This is a genomic window from Luteibacter sp. 1214, from assembly GCF_031455395.1.
Taxonomy (GTDB): Bacteria; Pseudomonadota; Gammaproteobacteria; order Xanthomonadales; family Rhodanobacteraceae; genus Luteibacter; species Luteibacter mycovicinus.
In genome coordinates, this window is the sequence record NZ_JAVDSQ010000002.1 from 729,151 (window position 1) to 743,138 (window position 13,988).

17 protein-coding genes are annotated in these 13,988 nt (G+C 65.3%); 5 read left to right on the forward strand and 12 right to left on the reverse strand.

Annotated features, from left to right (window positions below):
• Positions 1 to 21: 21 nt before the first annotated feature.
• From J2X57_RS07805 to J2X57_RS07820, 4 genes are all read right to left on the reverse strand, one after another.
• Positions 22 to 1,113: a PQQ-dependent sugar dehydrogenase gene (locus J2X57_RS07805; RefSeq protein ID WP_308846678.1), complete on the reverse strand. Its 1,092-nt coding sequence runs from the start codon at positions 1,111 to 1,113 to the stop codon at positions 22 to 24.
• A 23-nt stretch (positions 1,114 to 1,136) separates the two neighbouring features.
• Entirely contained in the window at positions 1,137 to 2,138 is a 1,002-nt protein-coding gene (locus J2X57_RS07810) for an alpha/beta fold hydrolase (RefSeq protein ID WP_309865496.1), read from the reverse strand.
• Positions 2,135 to 2,935 (reverse strand): lysophospholipid acyltransferase family protein, encoded by an 801-nt coding sequence (locus J2X57_RS07815; RefSeq protein WP_036109236.1) that lies wholly within the window; start codon positions 2,933 to 2,935, stop codon positions 2,135 to 2,137. The genes J2X57_RS07810 and J2X57_RS07815 overlap by 4 nt, the downstream gene beginning before the upstream one ends.
• A gap of 83 nt (positions 2,936 to 3,018) precedes the next feature.
• Positions 3,019 to 3,498 (reverse strand): Lrp/AsnC family transcriptional regulator, encoded by a 480-nt coding sequence (locus J2X57_RS07820; RefSeq protein WP_036109235.1) that lies wholly within the window; start codon positions 3,496 to 3,498, stop codon positions 3,019 to 3,021.
• A 135-nt stretch (positions 3,499 to 3,633) separates the two neighbouring features.
• Here J2X57_RS07820 and phhA point away from each other — a divergent pair, with 135 nt between their 5' ends.
• The gene (gene phhA / locus J2X57_RS07825; protein WP_036109233.1) at positions 3,634 to 4,521 is read left to right on the forward strand and encodes a phenylalanine 4-monooxygenase; all 888 of its coding nucleotides are present in this window, start codon (positions 3,634 to 3,636) and stop codon (positions 4,519 to 4,521) included.
• Between the two features lie 69 nt (positions 4,522 to 4,590).
• On the forward strand, positions 4,591 to 4,839 hold the full coding sequence (locus J2X57_RS07830; RefSeq protein WP_036109231.1) for a hypothetical protein: 249 nt from the start codon (positions 4,591 to 4,593) through the stop codon (positions 4,837 to 4,839).
• 250 nt (positions 4,840 to 5,089) lie between these two features.
• On the opposite strand, the gene J2X57_RS07835 is transcribed toward J2X57_RS07830, so the two are convergent.
• The 7 genes from J2X57_RS07835 to J2X57_RS07865 form a co-directional block, all read right to left on the reverse strand.
• Complete coding sequence (locus J2X57_RS07835; RefSeq protein ID WP_051943170.1) at positions 5,090 to 5,797, reverse strand: SGNH/GDSL hydrolase family protein; 708 nt, start codon at positions 5,795 to 5,797, stop codon at positions 5,090 to 5,092.
• Positions 5,798 to 5,815: 18 nt separating this feature from the next.
• The gene (locus J2X57_RS07840) at positions 5,816 to 6,517 is read right to left on the reverse strand and encodes an RES family NAD+ phosphorylase (RefSeq protein WP_043696660.1); all 702 of its coding nucleotides are present in this window, start codon (positions 6,515 to 6,517) and stop codon (positions 5,816 to 5,818) included.
• A complete protein-coding gene (locus J2X57_RS07845; RefSeq protein ID WP_043696663.1) occupies positions 6,514 to 6,915 on the reverse strand; it encodes an MbcA/ParS/Xre antitoxin family protein in 402 nt (133 codons plus the stop codon). Before J2X57_RS07845 ends, J2X57_RS07840 begins: the two co-directional genes overlap by 4 nt.
• A gap of 109 nt (positions 6,916 to 7,024) precedes the next feature.
• The gene (locus J2X57_RS07850; RefSeq protein WP_309865502.1) at positions 7,025 to 8,752 is read right to left on the reverse strand and encodes a DUF885 family protein; all 1,728 of its coding nucleotides are present in this window, start codon (positions 8,750 to 8,752) and stop codon (positions 7,025 to 7,027) included.
• 62 nt (positions 8,753 to 8,814) lie between these two features.
• Positions 8,815 to 9,519 (reverse strand): YafY family protein, encoded by a 705-nt coding sequence (locus J2X57_RS07855; RefSeq protein ID WP_036109223.1) that lies wholly within the window; start codon positions 9,517 to 9,519, stop codon positions 8,815 to 8,817.
• Between the two features lie 69 nt (positions 9,520 to 9,588).
• The gene (locus J2X57_RS07860) at positions 9,589 to 10,227 is read right to left on the reverse strand and encodes a glutathione S-transferase family protein (RefSeq protein WP_043696666.1); all 639 of its coding nucleotides are present in this window, start codon (positions 10,225 to 10,227) and stop codon (positions 9,589 to 9,591) included.
• On the reverse strand, positions 10,224 to 10,481 hold the full coding sequence (locus J2X57_RS07865; RefSeq protein WP_309865506.1) for a hypothetical protein: 258 nt from the start codon (positions 10,479 to 10,481) through the stop codon (positions 10,224 to 10,226). Before J2X57_RS07865 ends, J2X57_RS07860 begins: the two co-directional genes overlap by 4 nt.
• Before the next feature lie 135 nt (positions 10,482 to 10,616).
• Here J2X57_RS07865 and J2X57_RS07870 point away from each other — a divergent pair, with 135 nt between their 5' ends.
• Complete coding sequence (locus tag J2X57_RS07870; protein ID WP_309865509.1) at positions 10,617 to 11,642, forward strand: class 1 fructose-bisphosphatase; 1,026 nt, start codon at positions 10,617 to 10,619, stop codon at positions 11,640 to 11,642.
• A 109-nt stretch (positions 11,643 to 11,751) separates the two neighbouring features.
• Positions 11,752 to 12,675 carry a patatin-like phospholipase family protein gene (locus tag J2X57_RS07875; protein ID WP_051943164.1) on the forward strand — a complete coding sequence of 308 codons (924 nt, stop codon included), beginning with the start codon at positions 11,752 to 11,754 and terminating at the stop codon, positions 12,673 to 12,675.
• Here J2X57_RS07875 and J2X57_RS07880 read toward each other — a convergent pair whose 3' ends face one another.
• Positions 12,676 to 13,260, reverse strand: a complete 585-nt coding sequence (locus J2X57_RS07880) for a TetR/AcrR family transcriptional regulator (RefSeq protein ID WP_036109212.1) — start codon at positions 13,258 to 13,260, stop codon at positions 12,676 to 12,678.
• A 164-nt stretch (positions 13,261 to 13,424) separates the two neighbouring features.
• Here J2X57_RS07880 and J2X57_RS07885 point away from each other — a divergent pair, with 164 nt between their 5' ends.
• Positions 13,425 to 13,979, forward strand: a complete 555-nt coding sequence (locus J2X57_RS07885; RefSeq protein WP_309865515.1) for a glutathione peroxidase — start codon at positions 13,425 to 13,427, stop codon at positions 13,977 to 13,979.
• Positions 13,980 to 13,988 lie beyond the last annotated feature (9 nt).

The window sequence follows — 13,988 nt, forward strand, 5'->3', positions numbered from 1 at the left end:
GCGGTTCTCCTGGCTTACGAATTACTTCTTGTAGGTGACGCGATAGATGGCGCCGTTGTCGTCGTCGCTGATCAGCAGGCTGCCATCGGGAAGCGGCTGCACGTCGGCGGGACGGCCGGTGGCGTTCTCACCAACCAGGAAGCCCTCCACGAGGGGTTCATAGCTGACCACCTTGTCGCCGTTGAGGCGCACCGTCATCACGCGATAACCCGACTTGGCCGTACGGTTCCACGAACCGTGCTCGGCGACGATGAGTGCGCCCTGATATGCCGCCGGGAACTGCTTGCCCTGGTAGAAGCGGGCACCCAGCGCGGCGACATGAGCGCCCAACTTAAGCACGGGAGATGTGTAGTCCTTGCAGTTCCTGCCCTTGCCGAAGTCGGGGTCGAGTGTGTCGCCCTGATGGCAGAAGGGGTAGCCGAAATGCTGGCCGGTCTTCGTCACATGGTTGAGTTCATCGCTGGGCAGGTCGTCGCCGAGCATGTCTCGACCGTTGTCGGTGAACCACAGCGTCTTGTCGCTCGGGCGCCAGTCGAAACCCACCGTATTGCGGATGCCGCGCGCCACGACTTCGCTGCCGCTGCCATCCGCGTTCATGCGGCGAAGCTGGGCAAAGCCTTCCGAGTCGCGATCGCAGATATTGCAGGGCGCGCCGACCGGCACATAGAGCTTGTCGTCCGGCCCGAACGCGATGTACTTCCATCCGTGATGCGTTTCCGTGGGCAGCTTGTCGGTGATGACCTCGGGCGCGGGCGGCGCGTCGAGGTGGTTCTCGATGTCGCGAAGCACCACGATCCTGCTGACGGCCGAGATATAGAGGTCACCTTTGTGGAACGCGACGCCGACGGGCAGCTGTAGCCCACTGGCGACGGTGCGTACCTTCTCCACGGTGCCGTCCGCCGCATAACTCACGGCATAGACGCGACCCGCGTCGCGCGAGCCGACGAAGACGGTGTGGTTCGTGCCCACCGCCATCTCACGCGCGTTGGGCACCTTGTCGGTCCACACGGCGATATGAAAACCCGGAGGCAGTTTGAGCGATTCCATCGCCGGCGTGGCGGCGAAAGCGGGGGCGGCGAGCAGGGACAGGGCAAGAACGAGGGCGCTACGCATGGACGGACTCCCGTTGCGGTGATTCAGCCCGCGATGGCGTTGAAGCGGGCCGCGATGTAGTCGTCGGTGAAGCTGGTCATGCTGAAATCGCGGATGAACCCGCAATGTCCGCCATAGTTGGCGATATCGAGCTCGATGTTGGGCGGCAGGCGAAGCTGATGGAAGGCACTCACCGGAATGACGGGATCGTCGCGCGAGGTGAGGATGGTCGCGGGAACGTGCAGGCCCATGAGCCGGTCGCCCGCGACGGAGTAGCCGTCGAGGTAGGCCTCGAGCGAGCCGAAATCCGTATGGCGCAGCACCAGCGAACTGGTCAGGTCGCGCATGTTCTGCTTGAGCTCGTCGAGCTCGAAATAGGTCTGCTGCGGGAACGCCTCCTGCTTGAGCCGCAGGGAGCGTCGCCACTTGTGCATGAAGTAGGCGTTGTAGAACCACGGCGCCTCGCTTTCCAGCGAGAACAGGCCCTCGGCCGGGTCGATGATCGGGCAGACCGCCAGCACGTAGTCGATCGGAATAACCTGCTTCGACGCCAGCATGGCGGCGCGCAGTGCGAAGTTGCCGCCCAGCGAAAAACCGGCGACGCCGATCACACGCGAGGGGAACATCCGGGCGATCTCACCCAGCGCCGTCACCACCTCGTCGATGCGGCACGAGTGGAACAGCGCCTCGTTGAGGCCGTGGCTGTCGCCGTGGTCGCGGAAGTTGAGGCGGAAGATGTCCCAGCCGTCTTCGAGCAGGCGGCTGCCCGTCTGCAGGACGTAGGTGGAATCGACGCTGCCTTCCCAGCCGTGGAAAAGGATGGCCAGACCGCGCGACGCGCCACCGGTGGTCTGCGGGGTGAAGCGCCCGCTCAGGCGATCACCGCTGCCCACGTCGACCAGCACTTCGCGTGCGTCTTCCTGCACCTTGTGCGCCCGTTTGGGCAGCAGGGTGCGACGGATGCCGCTGGAGGAGAGCATGGTCTGGACGTGGCCGCTACGCAGCGGCCACGGCGGATTCAGGTCGACGCCCTTGGGCAGGCTCATGCGGAGGTATCGGTATCCAGGGCCAGCGCGATGCGCTCGCGCGAGGCCTCCGCCATGCGGCGGCGCCCGTCATCGGATAGCGGCACAGGCTCGAGGAAGTGCACTTCCGCGTCCATCGGGGCCTCGCCCAGCAGACGCAGGATATTGCCCACAAAACTCTCGTCTTCCCGGAAGCCCGCATCGATGATGCGACGACCCTGACGAGCGAAGCGCAGCGCCACCGGCTGTACCGGCACCCCGGCATCGAGCGCCGCCTGAAAGATGCGGGCATGGAAGACGCGAAGCACGCCGTTGTGGCCCGTGCCGCCTTCGGGGAACACGGCGACCGCGCGCCCTTCGCGCAGGCGCTCGACCATCACCGCCATCACCGAGGCCAGCGAGTGGTTATTGCCGCGACGGTGGAAGATCGTGCCGCCACGGGCGGCCATCCAGCCGACCAGCGGCCAGCCGGCGATCTCCGCCTTGGCCACGAAGCAGGCGGCACGCTGCGAATGAAGCAGCACGATGTCCAGCCACGACGTGTGGTTGGCCACGAACAGGACCGGATCGGGCAACGGCGTACCGATGCGGACGCTGCGCAGGCCGAAGATGCGCAGGAGCAGGGTCGACCACAGGCGGATCGCGCGATGCGCGAACGGCTCCTTGCCGTCCTTCATGACACCGCGCGACCAGCTAAGGATGCCGGCACAGATGACGATGGCGAAGAGGACGTGGAGCAACAGCAAGGGTATCCGCCACACATAGCGCAGCGGACGCAAACGGTCACGGGGTGTCGGATTGGCGGTGGCGGCTTCCATCAAGCACACAAGATTAACGACCGGCGAACCCTGCCGCTAGAGGACATTGTCTTTCTCGTTACGCCACGCGGGCTTGCCTCAGGCTAGCTTGAGACATTTCCTAGTGGAAGGGCCGTCGAAGCCTTCACCGTGCGCAGGACGAAGCTGGTATTCACGTCGGCCACGCCCGAGGCGTTGAGCAGACGGTCCAAAAGAAATTGCGAAAAGCCGTCCAGATCGGCCACGTAGACCTGCAGCAGGTAATCCATGTCGCCCGTCAGGGCATAGCAGGCGACCACCTCCTCCCAGCCAGCCACCGACTCGGTGAACGCGTCGATGGCGGGCGACTCGTGCCGGGACAGCTGCACCCGGACGAAGGCCTGCAGACCCAGCCCGACCGCCCGGGGCTCCAGCCGCGCGCCGTATCCGCCGATCACGCCATCCGCCTCGAGTTTCTGAACACGGCGCAGGCAGGCCGACGGCGACAGGTTCACCTCGGCCGCCAGATCGGCATTGCTCATACGGCCGCTGGACTGAAGGGTCGCGAGGATCCGGAGATCGGTGCGATCGAGCGTGGACTGCATGATTATTTCTCTTGATCGATCTTATACGCATGAATATTGCGCTCAACTATCGGCTTAGCGCAACAACACAAGCTCATTGCGCCGTTTCGGCGCTAAGCTGTTGTTTCACTCAGGCAAGCGTTCAAGGAGAGTCCCATGGAAAGCCCCCGCCGCGTCGAGCATCAGCAGACCGACCGCGGATACGTGCCCGTCTACGCGACCGGCATCGTGGAGCAACCGTGGGCGAGCTACTCGAAGACCGATCATGAGGTCTGGGACACACTCTATCGGCGCCAGCGCGACCTGCTGCCCGCGTACGCCTGCCAGGAATTTCTGGACGGCGTCGAGCGTTTCGGCTTTGGCGAGGGCGGCATTCCCCGCTTCGAGGATCTGAACAAGGTGCTGGGCGAGGCCACCGGCTGGGAGATCGTCGCCGTGGAAGGCCTGCTGCCGGACGAGGTGTTCTTCGACCACCTGGCCAACCGCCGTTTCCCGGTCAGCTGGTGGATCCGCCGGCCGGACCAGCTGGACTACCTGTCCGAGCCGGATCTGTTCCACGACCTCTTCGGCCATGTGCCCCTCCTGCTCAACCCGGTCTTCGCCGATTACATGCAGGCCTACGGCAAGGGCGGTATGAAGGCTTACGCGATCGGCCCCGAGGCGTTGATGAACCTCACGCGCTTGTACTGGTACACGGTGGAATTCGGCCTGATCCGCACCGATGCCGGCCTGCGTATCTACGGCGCCGGTATCGTCAGCTCCAAGGGCGAGTCGATCTACTCGATCGACTCCGCATCGCCGAACCGGGTCGGCTTCGACCTCGAGCGGGTGATGAACACCCGGTACCGGATCGATTCCTACCAGCAGACGTACTTCGTCATCGACGACTTCGCCCAGCTGTTCGAGGCGACCGGACCGGACTTCACGCCGATCTATGCCCGGCTGGCCGACGGCACCGCCGTGGCGGCTTCCGATGTCGTCCCGGCGGACAAAATTTTCAATATCGGCACGCGCGAAGGCTTCGTTTCCGGCGGAGATAACTGAGCCTCAACGGCGCCCTAACGAATCGCCCCTTAGGATGGACGCACGTTCAGTCAACAGGGTGGGTTCATTGTGGTCGTCTTCGATATTCCGTTCGAGTCCGTCGGTCCGGGCCTCTGGGTGCTCCAGAAGAATGAGAATGAATATGCCGAGTTCTGTTCCCGCGAGGATGCTCTCGAATGCGCGCTGGCTGAGGCCCGCCGTATCGAGGCACTGAACGCGGCATCGGACATCGTGTTGAACATCGAAGGCAACGACGGCGTGTGGCGGGCATTCGACACATCGATCCGGCCCTACGCGTGCCGCATGCAGGCGGCCTGATCCGTCTGATAAGCGAGCGGGATTCCCTGAGGGGCAGGTTGGCGTAAGAGCTGACCTGCCCTTTTTCTTTGGGCGGACAAAATAAAACCCCGGCAGCCAGGGGAGGAGCTGCCGGGGTCGCGTCGGGTCCAGGCTATCAGGGGAAATAGCGGGACCCGGGACAGATGGCCGATGAAACGCGGCGTCTGCCAACAGGTCGCCTCTCGGCGATCGAATACTTAGATAAGGGCTTTGCCGTGAAGTTCCCGTATCACGGGGTGGTCGTGTTTGGGGTCTGTTTAACTTCGGCCGCCGTGGCGTGGTCGGCAAGCCAGGGACCCACCTGCGCGACCCAGAGCGCATAGCCCTTCGGGTTCATGTGCAGCCCGTCTTCGATGAAGAGATCCGGCTTGGGCTGGCCCTGCGCGTCGATCATCGCGGGCGCCACGTCCAGAAAAGCCACGTTCTTCTGCGCCATGGCCCAGGTGCTGATCAGTTTGTTGGCGGCGTTGATGCTGGGCAGCAGGTTGACCCGGGCGACGCTGGGCTTGATCGAGATGAAGGCGATCGGGACGTTGGGCTGCGCGGCGCGCACCTTCGTCACGAACGCGGCGAAATCGTCACGCACCTGTTCCGGGGTGTCGCCGCCCTGCAGGTCGTTGTCGCCGGCGTAGACGACGATGGCCGCGGGCTTGTACGGAAGCACGATGCGATCGGCGAAGGCGGTCGAGTCATCCATGTCCGATCCGCCGAAGCCGCGGTTGATCACGCGGTAGTGCGGGAAATCGGAGGCCAGGCTCTTCCAGAAGCGGATCGACGAACTGCCGACGAACAGCACGGCGTTGGCCGGCGGAGGACTGGCTTTGTCCGAGGCCTCGAAGGCCTGGATGTCGGTTTCCCACCGGCTGTGGTCGGGATCCCTGGCGTGTGCGCCGAAGGACAGGACGAGGAAGATAAGGAGGATCGTCAGGCGTTTCATCCGGACGACCGTAACCGCTCAGGCCTCCGGGGGCAAACCGGGACGATCCACCGCGGTGACCTTCAGCACCGCCTCGATGCGCTGGCCGTTCCATCGATAGATGAAATGTTCGGCCTGCACGCAGGGCGCGATCAGGTCGGGGAAGAACACCGCGACGCACTCCCCGCCCGGGTGGCGCGCGCTGTCGTAGACGATGCCGTTGGAGCCTTCCTCACGCAGGGTCCGGGCCAGCTTGACGCTGGCCAGATAGGAGTCCGGATCGTGTTCGGCGGCCCAGCCCCCACGGATATCGTGCAGGCGTCCCGCGATCGAGGTGCTGTAGCACCGCACCTGCACGTCGGTGGGCGGTTCCCGCGTCGCCGCCAGGAAGGCTTCGCGGTGGTAGACCGTCTCTTCGATCGCGGTGGCGATGGTATGCGCCGCATAGAACACGCCCCAGTGACCATCGGAGAAGCGGCTGCCCTCTGGCGGAATGTGGGTGAACGCGGCCATGATCGGTGTCGTGCCGGGGCCGGAGACGCGCCGGTCGGGCGGCACCATGCTCAGCGCGCCCATTTCCTCGCGCAGGCGGGGGTTGGTCATCGACTCGATCGCCATGACGGCATCGATGTCCCTGGCATCGGCGATACGGTCGAACAGTCCCACCGGGGGAAAACGGCTGGGGACGATGCGGTAGGCGTGGGTCCAGCGAATCCGCCGCGACGGCGGTGCCGTCGTCATCCGTTCCAGCCGCGCTGCGCGTCCAGGTACTGACGGACGACATAGAGGTCGGCGACGTTGCCCGAGAGCATGCGATCCAGTGCCGAGTGGCCGCCGAAGAGAGGCGCAGTGTTGGGCTTGCGCACCCAGGCATCCGCCTGGCCGGGGTCGGGGAAAAGGATCTGGAGGTCCTTCCAGATGCCAAGCAGGTAGCTGATGCGCTCCACGACGTCCCTCGAGGGGGTTCCGTCCTGGAGCTTCTTCCATTTGAAGTACGTGGACTCCGGGGGGTCGCCCAGTAGCGTGCGCTGCTCGGCGCCGCGGAGTTTCCAGCGCTCCGCGAGGGCGAAGAAGGCGCGCAAGGCCGGCCCGCCGAGATCATGGGCGTAACCGGGTTCGACGTGGATGGCTGGCTGCATCGACGGCTCTACCTGTGGACTTGTGATGCAGTCTACTCCATTTGTGGAGCGTTTCGTATACGGGCTGCCGTCGGCAGGGCTGGCTTTTACCTGAGCGCCGTGAAACCGCTCATTTCCTGGACGCAATCCACGCGTCGACATGCTGCTCCAGCACCGGCAGCGGCACCGATCCCAGCGCCAGCACCGTGTCGTGGAAGGCCCGCAGGTCGAACTTCTCGCCCAGCTCCTTTTCCGCCTTCTCGCGCAACGCGCGGATCTTCAGGTAGCCCAACTCATACGACAGCGCCTGCCCCGGCCAACTGATGTAGCGGTCGACCTCGTTGGCGATCTCGCGCTGGCTCAGCGCCGTATTGCCGGCGAGGTAATCGATCGCCTGCTGACGCGTCCAGCCGAGATGGTGGATGCCGGTATCGACGACGAGGCGACAGGCACGCCACATCTGATACGTGAGGAACCCGAAGCGCTCGTAGGGCGTGTGGTAGATGCCCATCTCCTCGCCCAGGTATTCCGAGTACAACGCCCATCCCTCGCCATAGGCGGAGATGTAACCGTCGCGACGGAAGTCGGGCAGACCCTGCTGCTCGGCCGACAGCGCCAGTTGCAGCGCGTGCCCGGGCATCGACTCATGCAGCGTCAGCGCCGGCATGTTGAACAGCGGACGGGATGGCAGGTCGTACGTGTTGACGAGGTACGTGTCCGGGCCGCCGCGGCCGGACGTGTAATAAGGCGCGATATCCGCAGGCACCGGTTCGATGGCGAAGCGCTGGCGCGGTAACAGGCCGAAGTACTTGCCGAGCTTCGCATCCACCTGCTTGGCCACCCAGGCCGTGCGCATCAGCAATTCGTCGGGCGTCTTCGCATAGAACTGCGGATCGCTGCGCAGGAAAGCGAGGAAGGCCGGGAAATCGCCCTTGAACCCGGTCTCCTTCATCGTGGCGACCATCTCCTTGTGGAGGCGATCGACCTCGCGCAGGCCGATGGCGTGGATGGCATCGGGCGTCAGATCCAGGGTGGTGTATTCGAGGATCTGCTGCCGGTAATAGGCCTTACCGTCGGGCAGCGACTCGGCGGCCAGGGTCGGGCGCGCCCCAGGGACGTACTCGTTGCGGAAGAACGTCAGCAGCTTGCCGTAGGAGGGAATCACATCCTCGGCGATGACCTTGCGTGCCTCGGCACGCAACAGGTCGGCGTCCCTGGGGGGCAGGGTCTTCGGCAGCGACCTGAACGGACCGTAGAGCGCACTGTCTTCGGGGTTCTTCAGTTCGGCGACGGCGGCGATCGATACATCGCGTCCATTGAGCACCTCGCGCGGGACGGTGAAACCGCGCGCCAGGCCCAGACGCATGTTGTCGATCTCCTGGTCCATATAGGCCGGGATCTGGCGCAGGCGATCGATGTACTTCCGATAATCGTCGCGCGTGCGCAGGTCGTCGCCGTGAAGCACGTAGCCGATGTCGGACCAGAAGGCCGAGTCGCTGTTGAACGGCATCTGCCACTGCTGGAAGCGCTGGGCAGCCGCGAGGTTGGCGATCTGCGCGCGGTAAACGGCGTAGTCCACACGAACCGTGCCGCTCAGCGAGGCCGGATCGATGCGACCCAGCTGCGCCAGCACGTCGTTCCAGTAGGCGAGGCGCCTGGCCTGGCTGGCGGCGTCCACCGTATCCAGGCGGCCCTCGCCGGGCTGCGCTTCGCCCGAGGTCAGGATGCCCGCCTGCCCGCTACGCCATGCCCATTCCTTCGTGTAGATCGCCTTGAAGGCGTCATCGGTCGGTGTGGCGGCATGGGCGGTACCGGCGACGAGGCCGGCGAAGGCGATGGCGCGAATCCAGGGGGACATGCGGGCTCCGTAGGGGGACGGGTAAACCCCGATCATCGCATCCGGACCACCGAACCCGAAAACTATTCCAGGCCGGCGTAGTGCGTGCGCATGGTGTCGAGGTAAGCCCTGATGTCCCGCCCCGGTGCATCGACGAAGGTTTCTCCCGAATCCCGGCAACCCACGATGCGATCCGGGCGAAAGTTGCGGAAAGCCTGACGATGCCGGCACCAGGTGCCCAGCGTCCATGCGCCACCCCAGAACGACAGGCACAACGGTTCGACCTCACGCGTGCTCGCGCGCCCTTCCGCGTCGCTGTAGTCGAGGCAGAGCACGCGATGCGCGAGCACGGCCTCGTGCAGGCGATCGAGCATGGCCGCCACCTCGTTCTGGAACGTATCGCGCCAGATGGGGGCGAAGATGCGCGACTGTGCCGAGCGCTCGCGCAGGTCCGGGGGGAGCACGGCCTCGATCTTGATCATGGCGGCCTGCGCCTCGCGCGCCAGCCGCTCGCCGGCGAACGCGCGGACGAAGCGCGTACCGGCAACGAGTGCTTCGAGTTCGTCGGCGGAGAACATCAGCGGCGGGATGTCCGAGCCTTTGCGCAGGACATAGCCGACGCCGGCCTCGCCCTCGATGGGGACACCGGAAAGCTGCAGGTCCGCCACGTCGCGGTAGACCGTGCGTAGCGAGACCTCGAGTGTGGCGGCCAGCTGGCGCGCGGGCAGCGCGGTGCGCCGCCCGCGCAGGGCGTTGATGATGAGGAACAGACGGTCGGCGCGGCGCATACCCGGATCATCGCCTGCCGCGCGTGGCACGGAAAGCGGCGATGGTCATGCCCGCGCATCGTCCTGCACTCAGGCGGCGGCCAGCGTCTGGGCTTTGGCCAGCGCCGCGTCCTGCGCGGCGGCGCGAACCACCGCCGGACGCGCCATCACGCGGGCCACATAGGCCTCGAAGACATCCCGACGCGGCACCAGGCCGAAGCCCATCGTCCAGGTCAGCGCGCTGGCCCAGAGGATATCGGCGGCGGTGAAGCGGTCGCCGAACATCCAGGGGCCCTGCGCGAGCTGGGCCTCCAGGAGGTCCATGACGGTGTCGAAATCACCGTAGGGCGACTGCATCGCCGGCATCGGAACGTTCTTCGCCCAGCGATCGACGACGGCGGGCTCGAAGCACGAACCGTAGAAGGCGAGCCAGCGCAGGTAGGGGCCGCGCAGCGCATCGTCGAACGCGGGCGCCAGTCCGGCCTCGGGATAGAGATCGGCGAGGTAGGTGAAGATCGCCGGGCGTTCAGTCACGAGACCACCGCGGTGTTCGATCGCGGGCACCTTGCCCATCGGGTTGATCTTCAGATACGCGGGAAGGCGCTGCTCACCCTCGACCAGGTTCATCACGTGCAGGTCGTACTGCGCACCCAGTTCCTCCAGCAGCATGAGGACGCTGCCCGACCGGCTGTTGGGGGCATGGTGGAAAACGACGCGATTCGGGTTCATGCGGTGAAGCTTCCTTTCGGGTGGCGGAGACTGTAGGAGCGCGCCTTGCGCGCGATGCTTCCGGAGACGGGAGCAGGGTCACGGCCGGCGCGGCCTGCGGCAGGCTTTTCGCGCGCGGGGCGCGCTCCTACGGGTGGCGGCGAGGTTGCCGGCGATCTTTCATCGGGGGTGAAACGGTATTGCCCATCCATCAGCAGTCCCCGCTTGCCGAGCGGCGCATACAGCTCGGCGAGACGATCCAGAAATCGATTCATGACGCGTTCCCTCCCCGGTTCGGCCGTGAAGGGACAGTCTGCGCGGGGCCTGCTGACAACGTTCTGTCAGCAGCCCTCTGGCGTCGTTCACGCCACACCCGGACAATGCATGGTTTCGCGCCTGAGTCCGTCCGAATGACGAAACCGATTTCGCTGATCCAGTTCCTCATCGAAGAAAAGCGCGAGGGGCACATCAACGCCCAGCTCAGCCTGCTGATCGAGGTCGTCGCCCGCGCGTGCAAGCGCATCTCCGTCGCCACCGGCAAGGGTGCCCTCGGCGGCGTGCTCGGCAATGCGGGTTCGGACAACGTCCAGGGCGAGGCCCAGAAGAAGCTCGACGTCATCTCCAACGAGATCCTCCTCGAAGCCAACGCCTGGGGTGGTCACCTCGCGGCGTGCGCGTCCGAGGAAATGGAAGATCCGCAGCCGATTCCGGATGCCTACCCCAAGGGCAACCACCTGCTGTTGTTCGATCCGCTCGACGGCTCCTCCAACATCGACGTCAACGTCTCGGTCGGCACGATCTTCTCCGTGCTCCGCTGCCCGGATGGCGTCACCGAACCCAAGGCGGCCGATTTCCTGCAGCCGGGGACGGAACAGGTCGCCGCCGGTTACGTGGTCTACGGCCCGTGCACCCTGCTGGTGCTGACCTTCGGTCACGGCGTGCATGAGTTCACGCTGGACCGCGAGCACGGCAGTTTCGTGCTCACCCGTCGGGGCATCACCATTCCCGCCGAAACGGCCGAGTTCGCGATCAACATGGCGAACCAGCGCCACTGGGAAGCGCCGATGCAGCGTTACATCGGTGAACTGCTGGCAGGCTCGACCGGCCCGCGCGGGCGGGATTTCAACATGCGCTGGGTCGCCTCGATGGTCGCCGACGTGCATCGCATCATCACCCGCGGCGGTGTCTTCATCTATCCGCTGGACGCGAAGATCACCGGCCACGGTCGCACCGGCAAGCTTCGCCTGATGTACGAGGCCAACCCCATGGCGTTCATCGTCGAGCAGGCCGGCGGCGCCGCCACCACCGGCCGCGAGCGCATCATGGACCTTCAGCCCACGGCGCTTCACCAGCGTGTGCCCGTGTTTCTGGGGTCGAAGAACGAAATCGACGTGGCGACCCGCTACCACCTCGACGCGGACCACACCCGCGACTGATCGACCGCCGGGCGGCGCACACGCGCTGCCCGGTTTTAGCCATCCGTCCGTCATCCGGCCGCCGCCAGCGTGCCCGATGATCCGCCTGCCCTTCTCACGGTTTTCTTCCATGACGCTCCGCCGCGCCCGCTCCTGGCTTCCGCTCGTGCTCGCGACCCTGCTCACCGGTTGCTTCGGTGGAACCAGGCCGGATCAGCGCCCGGATACCGCCGTGCCGGTACTCGCGGCCAAGCCGCGTATCGGACTGGCGCTGGGCGGCGGCGCGGCCAAGGGCTTCGCCCATATCGGGGTCATCAAGATGCTGGAGGCCAGCGGCATTCATGCCGACGTCGTCTCCGGTACCAGCGCCGGCAGCGTGGTCGGCGTGCTGTATGCCTCCGGCATGGATGCCTTCCAGTTGCAGGAGCAGGCCTTTGCGCTCGATGAGGGCAAGATCCGCGACGTTCGCTTCTTTTCAGGTGGCCTCGTGCAAGGCCAGAAGCTGCAGGACTACGTCAACGAACTCCTGAAGAACACACCGATCGAGAAGTTGCATACGCCATTCGCGGCGGTGGCCACCCAGCTGGAGAACGGCGACCGCGCCATCTTCATTCGCGGCAATGCGGGCCAGGCCGTGCGGGCGTCCAGCAGCATCCCCGGCGTGTTCGAACCGGTGGACATCAACGGGAAGCATTTCGTGGACGGCGGCGTCGTCAGCCCCGTTCCGGTGGACGCGGCGCGCCAGCTCGGTGCGGACATCGTCATCGCCGTGGATATCTCGGCGCGCCCCGATGGCACCAATCCCGACAGCATGGTCGGCATCGTCGGCCAGTCCATCACGATCATGGGACGTCGCCTGGCGGAGCAGGAACTCGGCCGTGCCGACATCGTGATCCGGCCGAAGGTCGGTCAGATCGGACCGACCGACTTCGATCAGAAAAACGTGGCGATCCTCGAAGGCGAGCGGGCCGCACTGGCCGCCATTCCCGCGATCAGGGCGAAGATCGCCGAGAAGACGGCCGCCATGGGCAGGCCGCCCGTCCCGGCGCGCTGATCAACCCGCGTCGATCAACGCCAGCGCCGCCTGACGGCCCAGCGTGAGCACCTCGTCCGACAGTCCCTGTTCCGCCACGGCGCGCGAGAGGGACATCGAACCCACCATCGATGCGAACACCGACATGGCCAGCGTGCGACGGCGTTTGCCACGCACCGACGCCGGCAGGGTCGACGCGATCAGCTCGACCATCTCGGCATAGCCTTCCGAAAATGCCGCGCGGGTCTCTTCCGGACGGCGGCCCATCTCGGCAGCCAGTGCGGCCGCCACGCAGCCCGATGCCGGATGATCGCGGTGATCCGCCGACAGATAGGTGTTGACCATCGCACGATGCGGCTCCGAACGTGAGCCCGCGACACGCACGGCCATCCGGTCTTTTGCCGACGTCGCCGCCGATGCCACGCTGTCGCGCACCAGGTCTTCCTTGGAACCGAAATGGTTGTAGAACCCACCCTGGGTCAGCCCGACATCGCTCATCAGGCTCACCACGCCGACGGCGTCGATGCCGTCCGCGCGAAACCGTTCAGAAGCCGCTTCGACGATCTTCTGCCGAGTCTGCTCCTTGTGACCTTTCTCATAACGCATTGCTTTCGCTCCCCTGGGGATCGATTCCCCTGCCCTGGGCCGATTCTAGCAATGCTTGCATATTGAAATGTCGAACGTCATGGGGATCACATCGTCGCGACGTTCAAGGCACTGCGTGTTGGCCTATGCTTGGCGTATTTCCGTCACGCCAACGAGGATCCCACATGAGCCAGGCCCATCTGTACGACATCGCCGTGAAGCAGATCGACGGTGTTTCCACCACGCTCGACACCTGGCGCGGCGACGTGCTGCTGGTGGTCAACGTCGCCTCGAAGTGCGGGCTGACGCCGCAGTACGAAGGCCTCGAGGCGCTCTACCAGCGCTGGCGCGACAAGGGCTTCACCATCCTCGGCTTTCCCGCCAACGACTTTCTCGCGCAGGAGCCCGGCAGCGACGACGACATCAGGTCGTTCTGCTCGACGACGTTCGACGTGCAGTTCCCGCTGTTCTCCAAGATTCCGGTGGTCGGTCCGCAGCGCCATCCGCTGTACAGCGCGCTGATCGAAGCGCAGCCCGAACGCATCGGTGAAGGCCCGATGCGTGATCGCCTGCAGGGTCATGGCATTCCGACCAACGAGGCGCCGGAGGTGCTCTGGAACTTCGAGAAGTTCGTCGTGAACCGCCGCGGTGAAGTGATCGCACGCTTCGCGCCGGACGTCGAAGCGAGCGATGCACGCCTGCAGGCGGTGCTCGAGAAGGCACTGGCCGAGAAAGCCTGAGTCGCCTGG

Excerpts from the sequence above, each read along its gene's own strand:
- J2X57_RS07805 (WP_308846678.1), bottom strand. The coding sequence starts at position 1,113 with ATGCGTAGCGCCCTCGTTCTTGCCCTGTCCCTGCTCGCCGCCCCCGCT.
- J2X57_RS07810 (WP_309865496.1), bottom strand. The coding sequence starts at position 2,138 with ATGAGCCTGCCCAAGGGCGTCGACCTGAATCCGCCGTGGCCGCTGCGT.
- J2X57_RS07815 (WP_036109236.1), bottom strand. The coding sequence starts at position 2,935 with ATGGAAGCCGCCACCGCCAATCCGACACCCCGTGACCGTTTGCGTCCG.
- J2X57_RS07820 (WP_036109235.1), bottom strand. The coding sequence starts at position 3,498 with ATGCAGTCCACGCTCGATCGCACCGATCTCCGGATCCTCGCGACCCTT.
- phhA (WP_036109233.1), top strand. The coding sequence starts at position 3,634 with ATGGAAAGCCCCCGCCGCGTCGAGCATCAGCAGACCGACCGCGGATAC.
- J2X57_RS07835 (WP_051943170.1), bottom strand. The coding sequence starts at position 5,797 with ATGAAACGCCTGACGATCCTCCTTATCTTCCTCGTCCTGTCCTTCGGC.
- J2X57_RS07840 (WP_043696660.1), bottom strand. The coding sequence starts at position 6,517 with ATGACGACGGCACCGCCGTCGCGGCGGATTCGCTGGACCCACGCCTAC.
- J2X57_RS07845 (WP_043696663.1), bottom strand. The coding sequence starts at position 6,915 with ATGCAGCCAGCCATCCACGTCGAACCCGGTTACGCCCATGATCTCGGC.
- J2X57_RS07850 (WP_309865502.1), bottom strand. The coding sequence starts at position 8,752 with ATGTCCCCCTGGATTCGCGCCATCGCCTTCGCCGGCCTCGTCGCCGGT.
- J2X57_RS07855 (WP_036109223.1), bottom strand. The coding sequence starts at position 9,519 with ATGCGCCGCGCCGACCGTCTGTTCCTCATCATCAACGCCCTGCGCGGG.
- J2X57_RS07860 (WP_043696666.1), bottom strand. The coding sequence starts at position 10,227 with ATGAACCCGAATCGCGTCGTTTTCCACCATGCCCCCAACAGCCGGTCG.
- J2X57_RS07865 (WP_309865506.1), bottom strand. The coding sequence starts at position 10,481 with ATGAATCGATTTCTGGATCGTCTCGCCGAGCTGTATGCGCCGCTCGGC.
- J2X57_RS07870 (WP_309865509.1), top strand. The coding sequence starts at position 10,617 with ATGACGAAACCGATTTCGCTGATCCAGTTCCTCATCGAAGAAAAGCGC.
- J2X57_RS07875 (WP_051943164.1), top strand. The coding sequence starts at position 11,752 with ATGACGCTCCGCCGCGCCCGCTCCTGGCTTCCGCTCGTGCTCGCGACC.
- J2X57_RS07880 (WP_036109212.1), bottom strand. The coding sequence starts at position 13,260 with ATGCGTTATGAGAAAGGTCACAAGGAGCAGACTCGGCAGAAGATCGTC.
- J2X57_RS07885 (WP_309865515.1), top strand. The coding sequence starts at position 13,425 with ATGAGCCAGGCCCATCTGTACGACATCGCCGTGAAGCAGATCGACGGT.